General features: G+C 63.7%; 24 protein-coding genes and 1 tRNA gene. 17 read left to right on the top strand and 8 right to left on the bottom strand.

What is annotated here, in order from left to right:
• Window positions 1-60: 60 nt before the first annotated feature.
• Entirely contained in the window at window positions 61-855 is a 795-nt protein-coding gene (locus tag QMX82_RS18135) for an AraC family transcriptional regulator (RefSeq protein WP_282286131.1), read from the bottom strand.
• Window positions 856-931: 76 nt separating this feature from the next.
• On the opposite strand from QMX82_RS18135, the gene QMX82_RS18140 reads away from it, so the two are divergent.
• Window positions 932-1942, top strand: coding sequence for a bile acid:sodium symporter family protein (locus QMX82_RS18140; RefSeq protein WP_282286133.1), 1011 nt, complete (start codon window positions 932-934; stop codon window positions 1940-1942).
• Window positions 1943-1966: 24 nt separating this feature from the next.
• Here QMX82_RS18140 and gorA read toward each other — a convergent pair whose 3' ends face one another.
• A complete protein-coding gene (gene gorA / locus QMX82_RS18145; RefSeq protein WP_208691106.1) occupies window positions 1967-3340 on the bottom strand; it encodes a glutathione-disulfide reductase in 1374 nt (457 codons plus the stop codon).
• Window positions 3341-3467: 127 nt separating this feature from the next.
• On the bottom strand, window positions 3468-4298 hold the full coding sequence (gene galU / locus QMX82_RS18150; RefSeq protein ID WP_133861817.1) for a UTP--glucose-1-phosphate uridylyltransferase GalU: 831 nt from the start codon (window positions 4296-4298) through the stop codon (window positions 3468-3470).
• A gap of 227 nt (window positions 4299-4525) precedes the next feature.
• Between galU and QMX82_RS18155 the strand changes: the two genes are divergently transcribed.
• A complete protein-coding gene (locus tag QMX82_RS18155) occupies window positions 4526-5020 on the top strand; it encodes a hypothetical protein (protein WP_133861818.1) in 495 nt (164 codons plus the stop codon).
• A gap of 151 nt (window positions 5021-5171) precedes the next feature.
• Window positions 5172-5546, top strand: coding sequence for a hypothetical protein (locus QMX82_RS18160; RefSeq protein ID WP_282286136.1), 375 nt, complete (start codon window positions 5172-5174; stop codon window positions 5544-5546).
• Here the strand turns inward: QMX82_RS18160 and QMX82_RS18165 are convergent.
• The 3 genes from QMX82_RS18165 to QMX82_RS18175 form a co-directional block, all read right to left on the bottom strand.
• Window positions 5512-5868, bottom strand: coding sequence for an antibiotic biosynthesis monooxygenase family protein (locus tag QMX82_RS18165; protein WP_282286138.1), 357 nt, complete (start codon window positions 5866-5868; stop codon window positions 5512-5514). The genes QMX82_RS18160 and QMX82_RS18165 overlap by 35 nt on opposite strands.
• A complete protein-coding gene (locus QMX82_RS18170; RefSeq protein ID WP_282286140.1) occupies window positions 5865-6569 on the bottom strand; it encodes a CTP synthase C-terminal region-related (seleno)protein in 705 nt (234 codons plus the stop codon). The genes QMX82_RS18165 and QMX82_RS18170 overlap by 4 nt, the downstream gene beginning before the upstream one ends.
• A gap of 180 nt (window positions 6570-6749) precedes the next feature.
• Window positions 6750-7787, bottom strand: coding sequence for an NADP(H)-dependent aldo-keto reductase (locus QMX82_RS18175; protein WP_282286142.1), 1038 nt, complete (start codon window positions 7785-7787; stop codon window positions 6750-6752).
• 193 nt (window positions 7788-7980) lie between these two features.
• On the opposite strand from QMX82_RS18175, the gene QMX82_RS18180 reads away from it, so the two are divergent.
• The 5 genes from QMX82_RS18180 (at window position 7981) to tcyN (ending at window position 12037) form a co-directional block, all read left to right on the top strand.
• Window positions 7981-8634, top strand: a complete 654-nt coding sequence (locus QMX82_RS18180) for a 7-cyano-7-deazaguanine/7-aminomethyl-7-deazaguanine transporter (protein WP_282286144.1) — start codon at window positions 7981-7983, stop codon at window positions 8632-8634.
• Between the two features lie 68 nt (window positions 8635-8702).
• Entirely contained in the window at window positions 8703-9695 is a 993-nt protein-coding gene (locus QMX82_RS18185; protein ID WP_282286146.1) for a D-cysteine desulfhydrase, read from the top strand.
• 112 nt (window positions 9696-9807) lie between these two features.
• Window positions 9808-10605, top strand: coding sequence for a cystine ABC transporter substrate-binding protein (gene tcyJ / locus QMX82_RS18190; protein ID WP_133861825.1), 798 nt, complete (start codon window positions 9808-9810; stop codon window positions 10603-10605).
• Window positions 10602-11276 (top strand): cystine ABC transporter permease, encoded by a 675-nt coding sequence (tcyL, locus tag QMX82_RS18195; RefSeq protein WP_133861826.1) that lies wholly within the window; start codon window positions 10602-10604, stop codon window positions 11274-11276. Before tcyJ ends, tcyL begins: the two co-directional genes overlap by 4 nt.
• Entirely contained in the window at window positions 11273-12037 is a 765-nt protein-coding gene (tcyN, locus tag QMX82_RS18200) for an L-cystine ABC transporter ATP-binding protein TcyN (protein WP_282286149.1), read from the top strand. The genes tcyL and tcyN overlap by 4 nt, the downstream gene beginning before the upstream one ends.
• On the opposite strand, the gene epsC is transcribed toward tcyN, so the two are convergent.
• Window positions 12028-12972, bottom strand: a complete 945-nt coding sequence (epsC, locus tag QMX82_RS18205) for a serine O-acetyltransferase EpsC (RefSeq protein WP_007161852.1) — start codon at window positions 12970-12972, stop codon at window positions 12028-12030. The two genes, tcyN and epsC, sit on opposite strands and share 10 nt — an antisense overlap.
• Window positions 12973-13088: 116 nt before the next feature.
• Here epsC and sseA point away from each other — a divergent pair, with 116 nt between their 5' ends.
• From sseA to yecR, 7 genes are all read left to right on the top strand, one after another.
• The gene (gene sseA, locus QMX82_RS18210; protein WP_282286158.1) at window positions 13089-13940 is read left to right on the top strand and encodes a 3-mercaptopyruvate sulfurtransferase; all 852 of its coding nucleotides are present in this window, start codon (window positions 13089-13091) and stop codon (window positions 13938-13940) included.
• Between the two features lie 158 nt (window positions 13941-14098).
• The gene (ahpC, locus tag QMX82_RS18215; RefSeq protein ID WP_282286160.1) at window positions 14099-14662 is read left to right on the top strand and encodes an alkyl hydroperoxide reductase subunit C; all 564 of its coding nucleotides are present in this window, start codon (window positions 14099-14101) and stop codon (window positions 14660-14662) included.
• Window positions 14663-14745: 83 nt separating this feature from the next.
• Entirely contained in the window at window positions 14746-16305 is a 1560-nt protein-coding gene (gene ahpF / locus QMX82_RS18220) for an alkyl hydroperoxide reductase subunit F (RefSeq protein WP_158897004.1), read from the top strand.
• Between the two features lie 213 nt (window positions 16306-16518).
• Window positions 16519-17184: a gamma-glutamylcyclotransferase gene (locus QMX82_RS18225; RefSeq protein ID WP_208691095.1), complete on the top strand. Its 666-nt coding sequence runs from the start codon at window positions 16519-16521 to the stop codon at window positions 17182-17184.
• Window positions 17181-17408, top strand: coding sequence for a TIGR02450 family Trp-rich protein (locus tag QMX82_RS18230; protein ID WP_282286170.1), 228 nt, complete (start codon window positions 17181-17183; stop codon window positions 17406-17408). The genes QMX82_RS18225 and QMX82_RS18230 overlap by 4 nt, the downstream gene beginning before the upstream one ends.
• Window positions 17409-17534: 126 nt before the next feature.
• Window positions 17535-17795, top strand: coding sequence for a hypothetical protein (locus QMX82_RS18235; RefSeq protein WP_007161858.1), 261 nt, complete (start codon window positions 17535-17537; stop codon window positions 17793-17795).
• A gap of 274 nt (window positions 17796-18069) precedes the next feature.
• Window positions 18070-18561: a YecR family lipoprotein gene (gene yecR / locus QMX82_RS18240; RefSeq protein WP_282286171.1), complete on the top strand. Its 492-nt coding sequence runs from the start codon at window positions 18070-18072 to the stop codon at window positions 18559-18561.
• Between the two features lie 103 nt (window positions 18562-18664).
• Here yecR and QMX82_RS18245 read toward each other — a convergent pair.
• A tRNA-Leu gene (locus tag QMX82_RS18245) sits at window positions 18665-18751 on the bottom strand.
• Between the two features lie 439 nt (window positions 18752-19190).
• On the opposite strand from QMX82_RS18245, the gene QMX82_RS18250 reads away from it, so the two are divergent.
• Both QMX82_RS18250 and QMX82_RS18255 read left to right on the top strand, forming a co-directional pair.
• A complete protein-coding gene (locus tag QMX82_RS18250; protein WP_282286173.1) occupies window positions 19191-19619 on the top strand; it encodes a thermonuclease family protein in 429 nt (142 codons plus the stop codon).
• Window positions 19620-19948: 329 nt separating this feature from the next.
• Entirely contained in the window at window positions 19949-20176 is a 228-nt protein-coding gene (locus QMX82_RS18255; protein ID WP_282286175.1) for a hypothetical protein, read from the top strand.
• Window positions 20177-20513: the final 337 nt, after the last annotated feature.

A 20513-nucleotide genomic window follows, 5' to 3' on the forward strand; every position in this document is an offset into this window, starting at 1 on the left:
GGCCAGGCCAGGAAGCAAAAATCACTCGCCAGCTCCTGTGCGAACTGCTGAAACACCAGACTAGACGCCCAGGGCGAAGGCCCCGGGCGTCGCGCCGAACTGGCGGCGAAAGGCCGCGATGAAGGCCGATGGCGAGTTGTAGCCGCAATCCAGCGCCACCTCGGTCACGGCGGCGCCCTGCTCCAGGCGCTCAAGGGCACTGATCAGCCGCAACCGCTGGCGCCAGGTCCTGAAGGTCAGCTCGGTATCCCGCAGGAAGGCGCGACTCAGGGTCTTTTCCGAAGCCCCCAGCACCCCCGACCACTGCGCCAGGGTGCGGTCGTCCGACGGATTGGCCGCCAGGGCCTCGCACAGCAGCCGCAGCCGGCCATCCTGGGGCGCCGGCAGCGACAGCCCTACCTCGGGCGCCGCCTGCAACTGATCGAGCATCACCGATACCAGCCGGCCTTCGGCGCCGTCCTCGTCATATTCCCGGGCGAAGCCACTGAAGGTCTTGATCAGCTCGCGGATCAAGGGGCTGACCGCCACTACCCGGCAGCGCTCGCCCACATAGGGCGCTGCCTCGGCGCTCACATAGAGGCTGCGCATTTCCGCCTGCGGCGAGGAACGCACCTGGTGCTCGACATCGGCGGCGATCCACACCGCCCGCTGCGGTGGCGCGACGTAGCTGCCCTCGGCGGTGGTCACCGTGAGCACCCCCCTGATGGCATAGGACAGCTGCCCCCAGGGATGTCGGTGCCAGGGTGTCCAGGCCGGTTGCGCCAGGGACTCGACGCGGGCATAGAGCCGCCGTGGCAGGTGAGCGAGCGTGGGAACGGAGCGTTCGACCGCAGACTGTCCGTTTGACGACATCATTGGGGCTTTTCGCGTTAGTCGGCTACGTCAGGAGACGATAGCCTTGAGCCCATCCACAGACAACCCGAGAGAGACCATGGCTCGTCCCCGCCTGATGCCCGACAACTTCACCCTGCTGCTGGTCGCCACGGTGATCCTGGCCAGCGTGCTGCCCTGCCAGGGCCTCGCTGCCCAGGTCGCCAACGTGGTGACCAACATCGCCATCGGCCTGCTGTTCTTCCTGCATGGCGCCAAGCTGTCGCGCCAGGCGCTGGTGGCCGGCATTACCCACTGGCGGCTGCATCTGCTGGTATTCGCCTTTACTTTCGTCAGCTTCCCGCTGCTCGGCTGGGCGCTGCAGCCGCTGCTGGCGCCCCTGGTGACACCGGAGCTCTATCTCGGCGTGCTGTTCATGTGCGCCCTGCCCGCCACCGTGCAGTCGTCCATTGCCTTCGTCTCCTTGGCTCGCGGCAATGTCTCGGCGGCGGTCTGCAGTGCGTCGCTGTCCAGCCTGCTCGGCATCTTCCTCACCCCGCTGCTGGTGCGGTTGCTGCTCGACGCCCACGGCGGCTCGGATGGCCAGAGCACCCTGGATGCCATCGTCAAGATCTGCGTCCAGCTGCTGCTGCCCTTCGTTGCCGGCCAGCTGCTGCGCCCGGTGATCGGCCACTGGGTCGATCGCCACAAGGGCAAGCTCAAATTCGTCGACCAGGGGTCCATCCTGCTGGTGGTCTACACCGCCTTCAGCGCCGCGGTGATCGAAGGCCTGTGGCGCGAGACACCGATCCTGTCGCTGGTGGGCCTGGTGTTCATCTGCGCCACCCTGCTGACCCTGGTGCTGCTGGCCACGCGCTACAGCGCGCGGCTGCTGGGCATGAGCAAGGAAGACGAGATCACCGTGGTCTTCTGCGGCTCCAAGAAGAGCCTGGCCACGGGGGTGCCCATGGCCAAGGTGCTGTTCGCCGGCAGCACCATGGGGCCGGTGCTGCTGCCGATCATGCTGTTCCACCAGATCCAGCTGATGGTCTGCGCCGTGCTGGCCCAGCGCTACGCCAGGCGTGAGGCAGTAGCGCCTGTCACACCCGTGGTAGCGCCGCTACCCAAGTGATGCGCGCGGCGGCGCGGCGCCCGATCAGCGCGCCTCGTCCTCGCGAACCGGCTTGCGCATGGTGACCCACTCTTCCGCAGCGGTGGGATGGATGCCCAGGGTGTCGTCGAAACAGGCCTTGGTCGCCCCCGCCTTGAGGGCGATGGCCAGGCACTGGATCTGCTCGCCGGCATCTGGCCCCACCATGTGGCAGCCCAGCACCTGGTCGCTGTCGGCATCCACCACCAGCTTCATCAGGGTGCGCTCCTGGACATCGGTCAGGCTGAGCTTGGTCGGCCGGAAGCTGCTCTGGAAGATCTTCAGCCGATGGCCACGCTCGCGGGCCTCTTCCTCGCTCAGACCGATGCTGGCCAGGTTGGGCAGGCTGAAGACCGCACTGGCGATCAGGTCGTAGTTCAATGGCCGATAGCTGTCCGGACTGAACAGGTGCCGCGCCAGGGTCATGCCCTCGGCCAGGGCCACCGGGGTCAGTTGCACCCGGCCGATGACGTCGCCGATGGCGTAGATCGACGGCTCGGTGGTCTGGAAGGTCTCGCCGACCTCGATGAAGCCCCGCGCATCCAGGGCGACCCCGGTGTTTTCCAGCCCCAGGTCATCCAGCATCGGCCGGCGGCCGGTGGCATAGAACACGCAATCGGCTTCCAGCACCCGATCATCCTTGAGCGTCACCTGCAGGCTGCCGTCGGCGGCCTTGTCGATCCGCGCCACGTCGGCATTGAACTGCAGGTCATGGCCACGCTTCTGCATCTCGTCGCGCAGGTGCTCGCGCACGCCCTGGTCGAAGCCGCGCAGGAACAGCTCGCGGCGATACAGCAGCGTGGTGCGAGCGCCCAGGCCCTGGAAGATCGAGGCGAATTCCACGGCGATGTAGCCACCCCCCACCACCACCACCCGCTTGGGCAGCTCCGGCAGGTAGAAGGCCTCGTTGGAGGTGATGGCGTGCTCGCGCCCGGGGAAGTCCGGCACGTCCGGCCAGCCACCGGTGGCGATGAGGATGCGTTCGCAGCGATAGCGCTGGCCGTCGACCTCGACGGTATGGGGATCGAGGATGCGGGCATGGGCTTCCAGCAGGGTCACCCCGCTGTTGACCAGCAAGGCCCGGTAGATGCCGTTCAGCCGGCGGATCTCGTGGTCCTTGCTGGCGACCAGGGTATTCCAGTCGAAGGCCGGGACCTCGGCGTCCCAGCCATAGCCACGGGCCTGGCGGAATTCGTCACGAAAGGAGGCACCGTAGATGAAGTATTTCTTGGGCATGCAGCCCACGTTGACGCAGGTGCCGCCGAGGTAGCGGCTTTCCGCGACCGCCACCCGGGCCCCGAAGTCGGCGGCGAAACGCGCCGCGCGCACGCCGCCCGAACCGGCGCCTATCACGAAAAGGTCGAAATCAAAGGTCGTCATGGAGCTCTCTCTCTGCAGCTGCTGGCGCCAGCATAACGCAAGGCCACCCCGGGCAGCGGCGCGGATGGCCAGCCGCCAGAAACGACAAGGCCACCCGCAGGTGGCCTGGTCCAGTGCACAGGGCGTCTTACAGTGCCTTGTACAGATGCTCGAAGCAGAAGTTGGTGGCTTCGACGAAGCCTTCCGCGCTGCCGCAGTCGAAACGCTGACCCTTGAATTTGTAGGCCAGTACGCAACCGTCCTGGGCCTGCTTCATCAGGGCGTCGGTGATCTGGATCTCGCCACCCTTGCCCGGCTCGGTCTGCTCGATCAGGTCGAAGATGTCCGGGGTCAGGATGTAGCGGCCGATGATCGCCAGGTTGGAAGGAGCATCTTCCGGCTTGGGCTTCTCGACCATGTTGTTCACGCGGTAGATGTCGTCGCGGATCATCTCGCCGGCGATCACGCCGTACTTGTTGGTCTCGTTGGCCGGGACTTCCTGGATGGCCACGATCGAGCAGCGGAACTGGTTGTACAGCTTGACCATCTGCTTGAGGACGCTGTCGCCGTCCAGGTTCAGGCAAAGGTCGTCCGCCAGCACCACGGCGAAGGGCTCGTCACCGATCAGCGGGCGGCCGGTCAGGATGGCGTGGCCCAGGCCCTTCATTTCCACCTGACGGGTGTAGGAGAAGGTGCAGTTGTCGATCAGCTTGCGAATACCGACCAGGTACTTTTCCTTGTCGGTGTTCTTGATCTGGCTTTCCAGCTCGTAGCTGATGTCGAAATGGTCTTCCAGCGAGCGCTTGCCACGACCGGTGACGATCCCGATCTGATGCAGGCCCGCCTCCAGAGCTTCCTCCACGGCGTACTGCACCAGCGGCTTGTTCACAATGGGCAGCATTTCCTTGGGCATGGCCTTGGTCGCAGGGAGAAAACGAGTGCCATAGCCGGCTGCCGGAAACAGACATTTGGTGATCATGGGAGTCCTTTGATCTGTACGTGAAGGCAAAACGAACGGCGGTCTATCCAGCCGCTTGTCGCATACAATGCCCGAAGCGCGCGACGCTGGAAATAGCCAGGCATGGGCGCTCTGTGGACGTGCGGATACGACTCCAGGATTGCCTTCCGGTTCTGCGCAAAGCCGCAAAGAACTGCTATCGTCCAAAGTTTGGAACCAGCGTCACGACTCCGCGGATAGATCTCGACATGAAGAAATGGATGCTCCCGTTGCTGTGTGTTTCCCTCGCCGGCTGCTCCCTGGGCGGTCACCACGAGGCGGCGGAAACGCGGCCACTGAGCGCGGAACAGACCACCCTGCTGCGCCAGAACGACCTGTTGCAGGCCAAGCTGCTGGTCCTGGGTGGCAGCGAAGAACAGCTCAAGCTCGCTGATGCCCTGCTCCTGCGCAATGGCGGCACCAGCGCCGATGGCGAGGTGGAATTCTATCGGGCGGTGATCGCCATCAAGCAGGGTCCGCAGACCGACGATGTCCTGGAATTGCTGAACGCCTCCGCCGATCATCGCTATCCGCTGGCCTATGCCCTGCTCTATCGCATGTACACCGACCCCTTCCTGGTGCCCGAAGCGGATCCGATCCAGGCGCAGACCTACAAGAGCGCCTATGGCGAGCTGGCGGTGGCCAAGAGCGGCTATCCGTCCTTCGACAAGGCCCTGGAAGTCACCCGCCAGCTGGCGCCCTGAATCCGCCCCTCTAGCCGGCCGCTTTTGCGGCCGTTCACAGTCTGGCACTGGCGAATGAGCAGCCGTTGACCTTTCCTATACGCGAATGATGTCAATTGGCCGCATGACGGTAGCATCGAACCTCTACCGTCCGCCGCCCAGAGCCATTCCCATGTCCTCGCTAGGCAAGCTGTCACCCGATATCGTTGCCGTCCGCACCGTGAGGCAGCGGCTTGTCCTGCTGCTGATCGGGTTCTTCGCGCTGGCCATCCTGCTGACGCGGCTGCCGACCTTCATCAACGCGGCCAGTGGCGAGACCTGGCAGATCCGCGGCGGCCAGATCCCGTTGATGCAGTATCCCGCCATGCCGGAACGCAGCCTGGTCGCCAACCGCCAGCTGATCGTCATGCTCAATCCGGGCGACCGCATCCTGGTCCTGGACAGCGCCCCCTTTCGCCCCTGGAAGAGAGTCATGCTGATCGGCGAAGACAGTCGCGTCGGCTGGATTCGCGTTACCCCGGCCCTGGGCGCGATCCGCCTGGAGTGAGACCGGCAGCGGAGCGCGACGACAGCAGTCGCATGACCCGGGTGTCATGCCAGCGATACCAGCGTTCATGGCCCAGCCGCTGTGCCTGCCGATGTTCCGGATGGGCACCCCAGGCCGCGACCGCCGCCTGGTCGGTCCAGTAGGACAGGGTGATGCCCCGACCATCGGCGCCGCGTACCGACTCCATGCCGAGAAAGCCCGGTTGCGCCTGCGCCAACTCCAGCATGCGCGCGGCCATCCGCTCGTAGTCGGGATCCTCGTCCGCGCGCTGCGAGAGGAAGGCGATCACCACGCAGTCCTCGGGCAGCTTCAGCTGGTTCATGCGCGTAGGCTCCGCGTCACGACCACCGCTTCCAGCCAGGCGCGCACCGCCGCGGGGACCCGACCGGCCAGCGCCTCCCGCTCGGGCTGATAGAGGGTGCCGAAATAACAGGGATGGTTTTCCAGTTCGAAGGCCGCGGGTAGCCCTTCTTCATCCCAGGCGAGGATGTGCCAGCCGGCGGCGAGCAAGGTCGGCAGATAGGCGGGATTTACTCCGAAGCGACAGCGATAGGTGGCCTCGACCCGTTCGGCGCCGGCCGCCTCCGCCAGGCGCGAACCCGGCAGCAGCCGGAGCTGATTCTGCACCTCGATGCGGGCGCAGCTCAGGGGCGTCAGCACCGCGCGGGTGGCCAACGGATCGTCTTCACCGTGGGCGGCGTCCGTCCAGCCCAGCACTGACTGGACGTACTCTAGGAGCGCGTACTGCAGCCCGCCGCAGGTACCCAGAAAGGGAATCCGCTGTTCGCGCGCCCTGCCAAGGGTCGCCAGCACCCCTTCGCGATGGCGATAGGGACTGCCGGGCACGCACCAGAGGCCGTCGCAGTGGGCAAGGGCACCATCGGCTTCTACAGTCGGCAGCCAGCGGGATCTCAGCGTGACACCCAACGCCGTGGCCGTCAGCGCCAGGGCCTGGGGGATGGCCTGGTGGGCAATGATGGAGGCATCCTGGTCACCCAGGAGCACGATCTCGTAAGACGCCATGGTGAATACCTGTCGGCGGGAGGAAAGGTCCGACCGACTCTAGGCCTTCAGGGCAGCGGTTTTAATAGGCGTCGCGGACAGCAGGCCTTGCGCCCCTGCCCTATTGGTCACAGCCCTCTTTCGCCGCGCGCAAGAAAACGCCCGGTACAACGGCTGTACCGGGCGCCGGAGACCACGCGATCAGGGCGCCGGATTGGGCTGGTCGACGTGGATGGCTTCGATGGCGGCCAGGGTTTCCCGGTCCAGCACCAGTTCGCTGCTCGCCAGGTTGCTTTCCAGCTGGGCAAGCGAGGTGGCACCGATGATATTGCTGGTCACGAAGGGCCGGCTGGTGACGAAGGCCAGGGCCATCTGCGCCGGATCCAGACCGCGTTCCCGCGCCAGCTCGACATAGGCCTGGGCGGCGCGCTGCGTCTGCGGATTGCTGTAGCGCTGGAAGCGTTCGAACAGCGTCAGCCGCGCGCCCTCCGGACGCGCGCCCTGCAGGTACTTGCCCGCCAGCACGCCAAAGGCCAGCGGCGAATAGGCCAGCAAGCCCACTTGCTCGCGGATGGCCTGCTCGGCCAGCCCCACCTCGAAGCTGCGATTGAGCAGGTTGTAGGGATTCTGGATGGAGACCACCCGTGGCCAGCCACGTGTCTCGCTCAGGTGCAGGAATTGCTGCACGCCCCAGGGCGTTTCGTTGGACAGCCCGACATGGCGGACCTTGCCTGCCCTCACCAGGCTATCCAGGGCTTCCAGGGTCTCTTCGAGGGGGGTGAAGTCAGCATCGCTGTGCTCATAGCCCAGCTGGCCGAAATAGTTGGTCCGCCGATCCGGCCAGTGCAGCTGATAAAGATCCAGATAGTCAGTGTTGAGCCGCTGGAGGCTGGCATCCAGCGCCGCGGTGAGATTGGCCTTGGTAAAGGCCAGCCCGCCATTGCGGATATAGTCCATGTCGCGTCCCGGACCGGCCGCCTTGCTGGCCAGTATCCAGTCGGCGCGATCGCCATGCTGGCGGAAGTAGTTGCCGATGATGGTCTCGGTACGGGTGTAGGTCTCGGCGCGCGGCGGCACCGGATACATCTCCGCCGTGTCGATGAAGTTGACCCCGGCGGCCTTGGCGGCGCGCAACTGCTCGAAGGCCTCGGCCTCGGTGTTCTGCTCACCCCAGGTCATGGTGCCCAGCGCGATGGCGCTAACCTGGAGATCGGTACGACCCAGCGATCGAAAGTGCATCAGGAAGCTCTCTGTCGGTGCGGAAGTCGTACAAGTTAGCAGGCGGCTGCCTGGTCTGCCCATCGGTCCGATGAGGGTATCGAGCCGGTCCCGACCGCCGCGACCTCGCCAGAGGCTCCGCATATCCGTAGAATGTCGCCCCGCCTCCGCGCCCTGGGTTCCCTCACCCCAGGTAACCAAAAAAGGACTGCCCATGTCTGCCCTGCTTGCCACCCCGCAGCGTGCCCTCGTCGCCGCGCTCGTCGCTTTCCACATCCTCATCATCATCGCCAGCAACTACCTGGTGCAGTTGCCGCTGCAACTGTTCGGCTGGCACACCACCTGGGGCGCCTTCAGCTTCCCCTTCATCTTCCTCGCCACCGACCTCACCGTGCGGGTGATGGGCAAGGCGGCGGCGCGGCAGGTCATCGCCCGGGTGATGCTGCCGGCGCTAGTGGTCTCCTATGGGGTTTCCGTGCTCTTCCAGGACGGCAGCTTCCAGGGCTGGACGGCGCTGGCCGCCCTCAATGTCTTCGTCCTGCGCATCTCCCTGGCGAGCTTCTGCGCCTATGTGCTCGGGCAACTGCTCGACATCCAGGTGTTCGACCGCCTGCGGCGCTCGCGCCACTGGTGGCTGGCGCCGACGGTCTCGACCCTGTTCGGCAACGCCCTCGACACCCTGGCGTTCTTCTCCATCGCCTTCTGGCGCAGCGACAATCCCTTCATGGCCAGCCATTGGCCGGAGATCGCCCTGGTCGATTACGGGGTCAAGCTGACGGTCAGCCTGCTGCTCTTCGTGCCGCTCTACGGCGTGCTGCTGCGCTCCCTGGTACCCCAGGCCTGGGCACGGCGCCCGGACCTCGCCTGAGTGCAGGATTGCTGCCAGGCGCGGCTTGCCCCTAGAGTGAAGCCCCCTTCACTGCCCCGGGTTCCGCCATGCTCGCCACCGCCCTCGCCCGCTTTCCGCGCCTGACGCTGCAATCCTCGGCGACCCCGCTGGAGGTCCTGCCGCGACTGTCGGCAGAGCTGGGCCGACCGGTCTACTGCAAGCGCGACGACACCACCAGCCTGGCCCTGGGCGGCAACAAGGTGCGCAAGCTGGAGTACCTGGTCGCCGCGGCGCTGGCCGCCGGCGCCGACACCCTGGTGACCGCCGGCGCCATCCAGTCCAATCACGTGCGCCAGACTGCCGCCGTCGCCGCGCAACAGGGCTTGGGTTGCGTCGCCCTGCTGGAAAATCCCATCGCCACCACGGCTCCAGGCTATCTGCACGGCGGCAATCGTCTCCTGCTCGAACTCTTCGGCGCCGAGCTCAGGGCCGTCGCCGCCCTCGATGATCCGGTCAGCCAGCTGGAAGCCGAAGCCGAGCGCCTGCGCCAGCAAGGGCGCAAGCCCTGGGTGATTCCCATTGGCGGCTCCAGCGCCCTGGGCGCCCTCGGCTACGTCCGTGCCGGCCTGGAACTCGACGCTCAGCTGCACGAACTGCAGCTGCAACCCGCGGCCGTCATCCTCGCTTCCGGCAGTGCCGGCACCCAGGCCGGTCTGGACCTGGCCCTCCACCAGCTGCGACCGGAGCTGCCGGTGATCGGCGTCACCGTCTCCCGCACCCAAGCCGACCAAATGCCCAAGGTCGCCCTGCTGCGGCAACAGCTGGCCGAGCTGTTGGGCGTCACCCTGCCTCAGGATCCGCCGCAGCTGCGTGACGGCTATTTCGGTCCCCGCTATGGCGAACCCAATCCCGGCACCCTGGCGGCCATCCGCCGGCTGGGCCGGCTGGAAGGCCTGGTGCTCGACCCGGTCTACACCGGCAAGGCCATGGCCGGCCTGCTGGACATGGTAGCCACCGCTGCGCTGCCGCCCGGCCCCCTGGTATTCCTGCACACCGGCGGAGCCCCGGGCACCTTCGCCTATGGCGACTGGTTGGCCTGATCGGCTAGCCAAGTCCCTGGGCGATGGCATAACGTCAGCAGTTTTCAGACTTGGGATGTCAGAACAGACACCCCCATAGTGGCGCACCCCCACAACCACAAGGATTTCCTCCATGCGCAAAGCTCTCCCCCAGCGTCTGTTCCGTAGCGCCGCCCTGCTGCTCGCCCTGGGCCTGGCCCACCAGGCCACTGCCCAGGCCGAAGACCTCCTGCAGACCGTCAAGCAGCGTGGCGAACTGGTCGTCGGCCTGGAAGGCACCTATCCGCCCTTCAGCTTCCAGAACGAACAGGGTCAGCTGACCGGCTTCGAAGTGGACTTCGCCAAGGCGCTGGCCAAGGAACTGGGCGTCGACGCCAAGATCCAGCCCGGCAAGTGGGATGGCCTGCTGGCAGCCCTGGAATCCCGTCGCCTGGACGTGGTGATCAACCAGGTCACCATCAGCGAGGAGCGCAAGAAGAAATACGATTTCTCCACCCCCTACACCGTCTCCGGCATCCAGGCCCTGGTGCGCAAGGACGACGTGGACAGCATCAAGACTGCCGCCGACCTCGCCGGCAAGAAGGTCGGCGTCGGCCTGGGTACCAACTACGAGCAGTGGCTGCGCCAGAACGTACCCAAGGCGGACGTGCGCACCTACGAAGACGATCCGACCAAGTACCAGGATCTGCGCGTCGGCCGTATCGACGCCATCCTCGTCGACCGCCTGGCCGCCCTGGAATTGCTGTCCAAGACCAAGGACAAGCTGGCCCTGGCCGGTGAGCCTTTCAGCCGCCAGGAATCGGGCATCGCCGAGCGCAAGGGCGATCCGGAATTCCATGCCGCGGTCGACCAGGCCATCGCCAAGCTGCGCGCCGACGGCACCCTGGCCAAGATCTCCGAGAAGTGGTTCAAGGCTGACGTCACCCAATGAGCGACACGCTACAGCTCCTGCTCGATTCGCTGCCCTTCCTGCTGAAGGGCGCGATCTGGACAGTGGTCCTGAGCCTCGGCGGCATGTTCTTCGGACTGCTGCTGGGCTTCGGCCTGGCCCTGCTGCGCCGCTCCCGGAGTCTGCCGCTGCGTAGCCTGGCGCGGCTGTACATCTCGTTTTTCCGGGGTACGCCACTGCTGGTGCAGCTGTTCGTCATCTACTACGGCCTGCCCGAGCTCGGCCTCCAGCTCGATCCGCTGCCGGCGGCGCTGATCGGCTTCTCGCTGAACATGGCGGCCTACACGGCAGAGATCATCCGCTCGGCCATCGGCGCCATCGACCGCGGCCAGTGGGAAGCCGCCGCCAGCATCGGCATGACGCCCCTGCAGACCCTGAGGCGCGCCATCCTGCCCCAGGCGCTGCGGATCGCCCTGCCACCGCTCGGCAACAGCTTCATCTCGCTGGTTAAGGACACCTCGTTGGCGGCCACCATCCAGGTGCCTGAGCTGTTCCGCCAGGCCCAGCTGATCACTGCCCGCACCTTCGAGATCTTCAGTATGTACCTGGCCGCAGCGCTGCTCTACTGGGTGCTGGCCAGCCTGCTGTCCACCCTGCAGAATCGCCTGGAGCGGCACTACGGGCGTCACATCAACGAGCGAGGCCCGTCATGATCGAGGTGCAGGGACTCTCCAAGTCCTTTCAACAGCAGACCGTGCTCCAGGCCATCGACCTCCAGGTGGCCCAGGGCGAGGTGGTCGCCATCATCGGCCCCAGCGGCTCGGGCAAGACCACCCTGCTGCGCTGCCTCAATCTGCTGGAGACCCCGGACGCCGGCAGCATCCGCCTGGGTGAGCTGCTTATCGATGCCAGCCGGCCGCTCAAGGCCCAGCAGGGCACCATTCGCCAGTTGCGCCAGAGCATGGGTTTCGTCTTCCAGAACTTCAATCTGTTTCCCCATCGCACCGCGCTGGAGAACGTGATCGAAGGGCCCATCATCGTCCAGGGCGAAGCACGCGAGACCGCCAGCACCCGTGGTCGCGAGCTGCTGGCCAAGGTCGGGCTGGCCGACAAGGCGGATACCTATCCCGGGCAGCTGTCGGGTGGCCAGCAGCAGCGGGTCGCCATCGCCCGGGCGCTGGCCATGCGTCCCCAGGCCATCCTCTTCGACGAGCCCACTTCGGCGCTGGATCCCGAGCGGGTCGGCGAGGTGCTGGAGACGATCCGCGGGCTGGCCCAGGAGGGTCGTACCCTGGTGATCGTCACCCACGAGATGGCCTTCGCCCGCGACGTCGCCCACCGGGTGCTATTCATGGACGCTGGCCGCATCGTCGAACAGGGCCCGGCAGCCGAGCTGTTCAATCAGCCGCGTGAAGAACGAACCCGGCGCTTCCTGGCCAAGTTCGTTCGCGACAGCGCCGCCGACTACTCCTGAGCCAGGCCGGCACAGCCCTGCAGGCTGGCCTGGCTGACGTTGCTGTTGGCCGGCACGCCGTGGGTCAGCCAGACGTTGCCGCCAATGGTCGAACCCTGGCCGATGGTAATGCGCCCGAGGATGGTCGCCCCGGCATAGATCACCACGTCGTCCTCGACGATGGGATGGCGCGGGTGGCCCTTCTTGAGATTGCCCTCGGCATCGGCCGGGAAGCGCTTGGCGCCCAGGGTCACGGCCTGATAGATGCGCACCCGGTCGCCGATGATGCAGGTCTCGCCGATCACCACGCCCGTGCCATGATCGATGAAGAAGCCTTCGCCGATCTGAGCGCCCGGGTGGATGTCGATCCCGGTCGCCGAATGCGCCCGCTCGCTGACCATCCGCGCCAGCAGCGGCAGGCCGCTGCGATAGAAGTGATGGGCGATGCGGTGATGGATCATGGCGTAGATGCCCGGATAGCACAGCAGTACCTCGTCCACGCTGCGCGCAGCGGGATCGCCCTGGTAGGCGGCGATCACGTCGGTATCCAGCAGGCGGCGCAGATCCGGCAGCGCCAGGGCAAAGGCCTGTACCAGCCGGCGCGCCTCATCGGCACGATTGACACCGTTCTCGCCACGCTGCTTGGCGAAATAGTCCAGCTCCAGCTTCGCCTGGATCACCAGGGCATTGAGCGCTCGCTCCAGCTCGAAGCCGACGTAGAAGTCCTCGCTTTCCTGGCGCAACTGATCCGGCCCGAGGCGCAGTGGAAAGAGCGCGCCGCTGAGGGATTCGATCACGCTGGCCATGACGCTGCGCGACGGCAGCTCGCGGCCACTGAATTCGCGAAAACGTCCATGGGTCTCGCGCCATTGACTGCGCGCCTCATGCAGTTCACCGACGATGCGCCCTAGTTGCCAGTCGTTGCCGCCCGTGGATTGCCCGTTAAGTTCGCTCATAAGTCATCTATCCAGTTGCCAGGCTGACGAGGATAAAGTATCCGCTGGTCCCTGACAGCCCACGTCGCGCCAGGCGCGCTAAGCTGTCGCCCTTTGCCCATCAAGGAACGCCACCCATGATCGCTTCCCCGCTGGTCACCGCCGCCTGGCTGCACGAGCAACTCGGTCGCCCGGACCTGCTGATCCTAGATGCCAGTCTCTATCTGCCCAATGAACCCCAGATCGCCGACGAGACCTATCGGCAGCAGCACATCCCCGGCGCCCTGCGCTTCGATATCGAATATTTCTCGGACCCGGACACCGCGCTGCCGCACATGGTCCCCAGCGCCGGGCGCTTCGCCCGCCTGGCCGGCGAACTGGGCGTCACCCCGGAGACCACCCTGGTCGTCTACGACCAGAAAGGCCTCTTCTCCGCTGCCCGAGCCTGGTGGCTGTTCCGCCTGTTCGGCCATGACCAGGTGCTGGTGCTGGATGGCGGCCTGCCGCTCTGGCGTGAGCAGGGCCTGCCGCTGGAGGCCGGTGAAAACCTGCCCAGCCCGCAACCACCCTACCCCGTCATCTTCAACAACCGCCTGCTCTGCGGCCTGGGCGATGTGCAGACCGCGCTCAGCGTGGGCCAGACCCAGGTGCTCGACGCGCGCGGCGCCAAGCGCTTCACCGGCGAGATCGCCGAGCCGCGCCCGGGCGTCGCCTCCGGTCATATGCCCGGCAGCCAGAATCTGCCCTACGACAGCCTGCTGACCGACAACGGCACCCTGCTGCCACCCCAGGAGCTGCGCCAGCGCTTCCAGGCCCTGGGTATCGATGGCCTGCATCCGGTGATCACCAGCTGCGGCAGTGGGGTCACCGCCACGGTGATGCTGCTCGCCCTCAGTGTCGCCGGCTTTCCGGATGGCCGACTCTATGACGGCTCCTGGAGCGAATGGGGTCAGCATCCCGCCACGATCAAGGCCCTGGGCGCCGCCTGAGGTTTGGCTAAGGTACTGATTTCCTTCGTAACCTGTAGTATCCGATAGAGGCGCCTAATCACCAGCATCGCCTTTAACAATGAGGTGAATCGTCAAAATGCGATTAGTATGCGTCCTATCGATTTCAACCCTGACTTAAATCCATCAAGGAGTCATCAATGTCCCTGATCAACACCGAAGTGAAGCCTTTTACCGCGACCGCCTACCACAATGGCAAATTCGTCCAGTTGACCGAGGCCGATCTGAAGGGCAAGTGGTCCGCCTTCGTGTTCTACCCGGCTGACTTCACCTTCGTGTGCCCCACCGAGCTGGAAGACCTTGCTGACCTGTACCCCGAGTTCCAGAAGCTGGGCGTAGAGATCTATGGCGTGTCCTGCGATACCCACTTCGCGCACAAGGCCTGGCACGACACCTCGGAAGCCATCAAGAAGGTCAACTACCCGCTGGTAGGCGATCCCACCGCTCGCCTGGCCCGCAATTTCGACGTGCTGATCGAAGAAGAAGGCCTGGCCCTGCGCGGCACCTTCCTGATCAACCCGGAAGGTCAGATCAAGCTGTGCGAAATCCACGACAACGGTATCGGTCGTGACGCCAGCGAACTGCTGCGCAAGGTCCGCGCCGCCCAGTACGTCGCCAACCACCCGGGCGAAGTCTGCCCGGCCAAGTGGAAAGAAGGCGAAGCGACCCTGACCCCCTCGCTGGACCTGGTCGGCAAGATCTAACGCCCGCCTGATCTAGCCCGAGCGCCCGGGCGCCTTGCCCGCGCGCTCTTTTTTTGCCCATTTTTTACGGAAGCCACGTCGCCATGTTGGACGCAAATCTGAAAGCCCAGCTCAAGACCTACCTCGAACGCGTCACGCGCCCCATCGAGATCGTCGCGTCCCTCGACGATGGCGCGAAGTCCCGTGAAATGCACAGCCTGCTGCAGGATATCGCCAGCCTGTCCGATCAGGTCAGCCTCAGCACCGACGGCAGCGATGAGCGTCGTCCCTCCTTCGCCCTGCTGACCCCCGGTCAGAACATCGACCTGCGCTTCGCCGGTCTGCCCATGGGCCACGAATTCACTTCCCTGGTCCTCGCCCTGCTCCAGGTTGGCGGTCATCCGTCCAAGGCCAGCCAGGACGTCATCGAGCAGGTCAAGGCCCTCGACGGCGACTACCAGTTCGAAACCTATTTTTCCCTGTCCTGCCAGAACTGCCCCGACGTGGTGCAAGCCCTGAACCTCATGGCCGTGCTCAATCCCCGGGTCAAGCACGTCGCCGTCGACGGTGCCCTGTTCCAGGACGAAGTCGAGCGCCGCCGGATCATGGCCGTGCCCAGCGTCTACCTGAATGGCGAACCCTTTGGCCAGGGCCGCATGGGCCTGGAAGAGATCGTTGCCAAGCTCGACACCGGCGCCGCCGCCCGCTCCGCCGACAAGCTCAAGGCCAAGGACGCCTTCGACGTCCTGGTCATTGGTGGCGGCCCCGCTGGTGCTGCAGCAGCCGTCTATGCCGCGCGCAAGGGCATCCGCACCGGCGTCGCCGCCGAGCGCTTTGGTGGCCAGGTGCTGGACACCCTCGCCATCGAGAATTTCATCTCCATCAAGGAGACCGAAGGCCCGAAGCTGGCCATGGCGCTCGAAGAGCACGTCAAGCAGTACGAAGTCGACATCATGAACCTGCAGCGCGCCGAGCAGCTGATTCCGGCCCACGAAGCCGGCGGTCTGCACGAAGTACGCTTCGCCGATGGCGGCTCGCTCAAGGCCAAGACGCTGATCCTTGCCACTGGTGCCCGCTGGCGTGAGATGAATGTGCCGGGTGAGCAGGAATACCGTAATCGCGGCGTAGCCTACTGCCCGCACTGCGACGGCCCCCTGTTCAAGGGCAAGCGCGTCGCCGTGGTCGGCGGCGGCAACTCGGGAGTCGAGGCAGCCATCGACCTCGCCGGCATCGTCGCCCAGGTGACCCTGATCGAGTACGACGGCCAGCTGCGCGCCGACGCCGTACTGCAGCGCAAGCTGTTCAGCCTGCCCAACGTGACCGTCATCACCAGTGCGCTCACCAGTGAAGTCAAGGGTGACGGCCAGAAGGTCAACGGCCTGGTCTACAAGGACCGCAATTCCAGCGAGTTCCACCACATCGACCTGGAAGGCGTCTTCGTGCAGATCGGTCTGGTACCCAACACCGACTGGCTCAAGGGCACCGTGGAGCTGTCGCCACGTGGCGAGATCGAAGTGGACGCGCGCTGCCAGACCTCCCTGCCTGGCGTGTTCGCGGCGGGCGACGTCACCACCGTACCCTACAAGCAGATCATCATCGCCCTGGGCGAAGGCGCCAAGGCCTCCCTGGCCGCCTTCGATCACCTGATCCGCACCAGCGCCTGATCGATCTGACGCTCCACTCCAAGCCCGACATCTGTCGGGCTTTTTTTCGGCTGGTGATTTTTGCCAAGGCGTTGGCATGGTTCTCGCTGCAACCTAACCAGGCGTCATAAAGATGGGCACGAACGGTCTAGGAGTTCTTCCCGGACTTTCGTTAGGATCTTAGTGCCGGGTCCCTAGACCTGGCAGCTCCAGCGGTAGAGGACCAGGCAATATATGCACAGACAGATTTCTTCCAGCATCCACGACTCCTATCCCCCCAAGCTGGCGCCCGCCACCCCGCTCACCCATCCGGAACTCGTAGCCTCTCTGGAGGCCACCCTTGCCCAACGCCAACCCGGCCCGGTGTGGCTGTTCGCCTATGGCTCGCTGATCTGGCGCCCCGAGTGCCCCGCGGTCGACGTTCGCCGGGCGCGGGTGCACGGCTATCACCGCGGTCTCTATCTCTGGTCCCAGCTGCATCGCGGCACCCCCGAACAACCCGGCCTGGTACTGGGCCTGGATCGCGGCGGCTCCTGCTCGGGCTTCGCCTACCAGTTGCCCGATGATCAACTGGACGACCATCTGCTGGCCCTCTGGAAACGCGAAATGCCGGATGGCTCCTACCGTCCTCGCTGGCTGCAATGCCACCTGGAAGACGGCAGCAAGATACAGGCGCTCGGCTTCGTGCTGAAACGCAATCTCCCCTGCTATGCCGGCAGCCTGTCCGACGACATCCTCAATCGCGTCCTGACCGAAGCCTGCGGCCATTTCGGCACCACCCTGGAGTACGTCGAACGCACCATCACGGCGCTCAGGGCTCACGCCATGCCCGATCGCAACCTGGAAGCCCTGCTGCAGCGCTATCGCAGCGCACCGCTGCTGGAGGCCATGCAGGGATGAAGCAACGCCAGATCAATCCCAGCAAGCTGCTGCTCAGCAAATGGACGGCCGTCCAGCCACGCGAACGGCAAAAGCATTTCATCGTGACCCGGGTGCATCCCCCGGAAGTCGAGACCGACCCCATATCGCAGATAGATATACAAGCCGTTCTCACTCGTCGTACCTGGACGCTGGACTGGCACGAGTTGCAGGATGCAGAATGCTGGCTGCAAGGCTGGCAATAAAACTCCGAAAGCAGGGCCGGAATTTTGCGACTAGCATCGCGATATGACGGCACGTTTCTGCAAAGGTGAAACCCTGTAGCAGCCAATGCTGTCACAGTGCCACCTTTGAACAGGAAGCTCTTCCGGATGACCCTCTATGTCGAACTCGCCAGCGCCTTCAACACCCTGAAAGGCGGATTCGAACCCCTGCGCTGCGTTATCTCCACGCGAGATCAACGTGCCTACGATGTCGAGGTCTTCTCTCGTAGCGGTCAGTCGGTACTCAATCGCCCCATCGCCCGCACCGAATTGCTCGACGCGGCCATGCTCGAAGCCTTCATCCTCGACAGCCGCTCACGCATCGAGCGCGACGCGGATGAAACACCCTACTGGACGATTCCCTCCTAAACGAAAAAGGCCACTCAAACAGGAGTGGCCTTTTCATTTGAATGGTGCCCGAGGCAAAGTTGAACGATTTTTGAGACTTTGCTTTAACTGTATCCCGCCAAAGCATTAGCTTCTGCTCCTTCCAATTTATCCCTATTGATCACGAAGTACCCTTAGGTGACCGGCGGCGTAATCTGCCGCCCAGCCGTGATGCATCATTCTTATTACTCAGTAGACTAACTATCGAGAGCGCACTATAGGTCGCCAATGAAGGCTACGTTGATAAGGATATCTGATGACAATCTCCCCCTCGGTTCGCGTTGCATTCGCATTGACCCTCCTCCTCTTATCTGCCTGCTCCGTTAAGCGAGACTTCTACGCGATTGGAGGTAGCCGCGCAGACGGCACCATCGACCTCGCTTACGACTTCAAGATGTTCGAGAAATCCGTGGTGAATAAAGACCAAGCATTCGCTATGGCGAAGTCGAAGTGTGGTCGTTGGGGCTACAACGATGCTGAGCCATTCGGTGGACAGGTCGAATCCTGTCAGGCCAGAAATGGTTATGGCGACTGCCTTCGTGGACAGGTAATTGTCAAATTTCAATGCCTTGGATCGCTTGAAGCCGCCGCTAGACCATCCCCGCTAGCGCTGCCAGTAACAGTATCTGTTCAGGCTCCACCAATGAGCGCGGACCAGTACAAAGAAGCTCAAATTCAATCGCTTATGCAGCAAGGGCTCCCATACGAAGAGTACAGCCGGCGCTATAAAGCCATCATGGGCCAGTAGGACCATAAGCACTTGCAGATGAGATTTCATAGGCACAAAAAAACCGACTAAGCAGTCGGTTTCTTTGGCTTCCACACCTCTACGAGGCATCGAAGCATTCTATTGGTGCCCGAGGCCGGAATCGAACCGGCACGACCGTTAAGTCGAGGGATTTTAAGTCCCTTGTGTCTACCAGTTTCACCACTCGGGCAGAACCGAATCCTCAGACGACCGGATTCGTAGAACCTGATCCAGTATTCACACATCGCTGGATGATGAAAAGCCCCGTAAACCAGGGATCTACGGGGCTCTCAATAGCGGAGGCCGAGGTCGGAATCGAACGGCGTACACGGATTTACAATCCGCCCCCAAAATTCAGCGAAATCATTGTCTTACACGCAAATCGTTTCCGCAAGCTTTACCGATTTTTCCGGCTGAAAGCTAGCAGTGACGCGGGGTCTAAAAATCGATGCGGAAACGATTTTCGGCCGCAGCTCAGTGTCTTTAGCATGGCAACCTGCATCCAAAGTCGCGCCGCTCAGTGAAGCGGAACCCAACCTTTCTTGCGCTTCACTTGCCCAAGAACCAGACTCGCCGCCTCATGGATCGGAGCACAGATCTGGGCAGTGACAACGGTACAGGAGGCGCCCATGAATATCCAATTCCTTTCCGCTATTTTGTTATCAGCCCTTCCACTTTTCGCCATGGCGCAGGAGATCGACTGCCATGTCGTCGGCGTGCATGACGGCGATACCCTCACCTGCCTAACGGCGCAAAAGCAGAAGCTGAAGATCCGCCTTGCCGAGATCGACACTCCTGAGTCTAAGCAGCCCTATGGCAACCGCGCCCACCAGTCTTTGGCCGCAATGGTATTCGGCAAAGACGTGCGCCTGGATGTTCAGGAGACCGATCGGTATGGCCGCAAGGTTGCCCGCGTTTACCAAGGAAGCATCGACGTCAATGCCGAGCAGGTGCGCCAAGGGTCGGCCTGGGTGTATCGGCAGTACTTGAAAGATCGCTCTCTGCTGGCGCTCGAGGCCGAGGTGAAGGCAGCCAAGCGCGGGCTTTGGGCATACTAGAATCCGAACGTCAGTCGCCCTGGGAGTGACGCCGCGCTGCTCGTGACCAGCGGCAAGAATCGCGGCATGCGGATGACGAATCACCAGTAGACAGCACCGCCAAAGCGGTCAACCTCATTCGCGCAATTTGGCAGCTCTGACAGTGCTGGATCTGGAGGCTCTTTCAGCTGCGACACGCTGAAGTCCTGCAAGCAGATGAACAGCTGTGCTGAGGCGAAATTCCAATTTCACTAGTGCCATGACCCACGCATTGACGGTAACCGAGATGGGGTGCCCTGGGAAGCCATCTGCAGGTAATCTGAAGCTCCATTTCGATAGCAAGGAACGCTATGGCAAATCTTGACTTCGGTAGCCTTATCAACCTTGGAGATGCGCTATGGGTTGGTTCGGAAATCCGCGCGGAGATCAAAAAGGGCGAGTCCGGCTGGAGATGGGTTCGCCGCTGTCCACGCCTTGCCTGGATCTTGGCGGCGATTGTTGACGTCGTGGTCTGGTCAGTCACGCTGATCTTGGTAGTCGGCGCACTTTGGTCTCTATGGGCATGGCTGACTGACTAAAGTCTACGAGCAGGATTCCGATACCCTGGCAATCACAAAGCAAGAAAGCGTGTATGCGATACCTACTGCCCCGCTCGGTCACTCTCTTTCTCGCCATCCCTGTCTTCGCCAAAGACACCATTCTCGCCCAGGCCGCGAACGCATTCGTCCGGCAATCGAGGCCGCGACGAGCTATACACGTACTTCGCTCTCATTTGGTGAATGTAGCTGAGAGGGCCCCTGATGGATAACGCAAGGCACCGACGTAATCTTGTTATGGCAGCGGTCGTGATCTTCATGCTAGCCGGATTTGCTGCATACGGTACCTACCAAGACATCGAAGCGGGCGTCTCGTCCT

It is taken from the genome of Pseudomonas sp. PS02302, from assembly GCF_029959585.1.
Classification (GTDB): domain Bacteria; phylum Pseudomonadota; class Gammaproteobacteria; order Pseudomonadales; family Pseudomonadaceae; genus Chryseomonas; species Chryseomonas aestiva.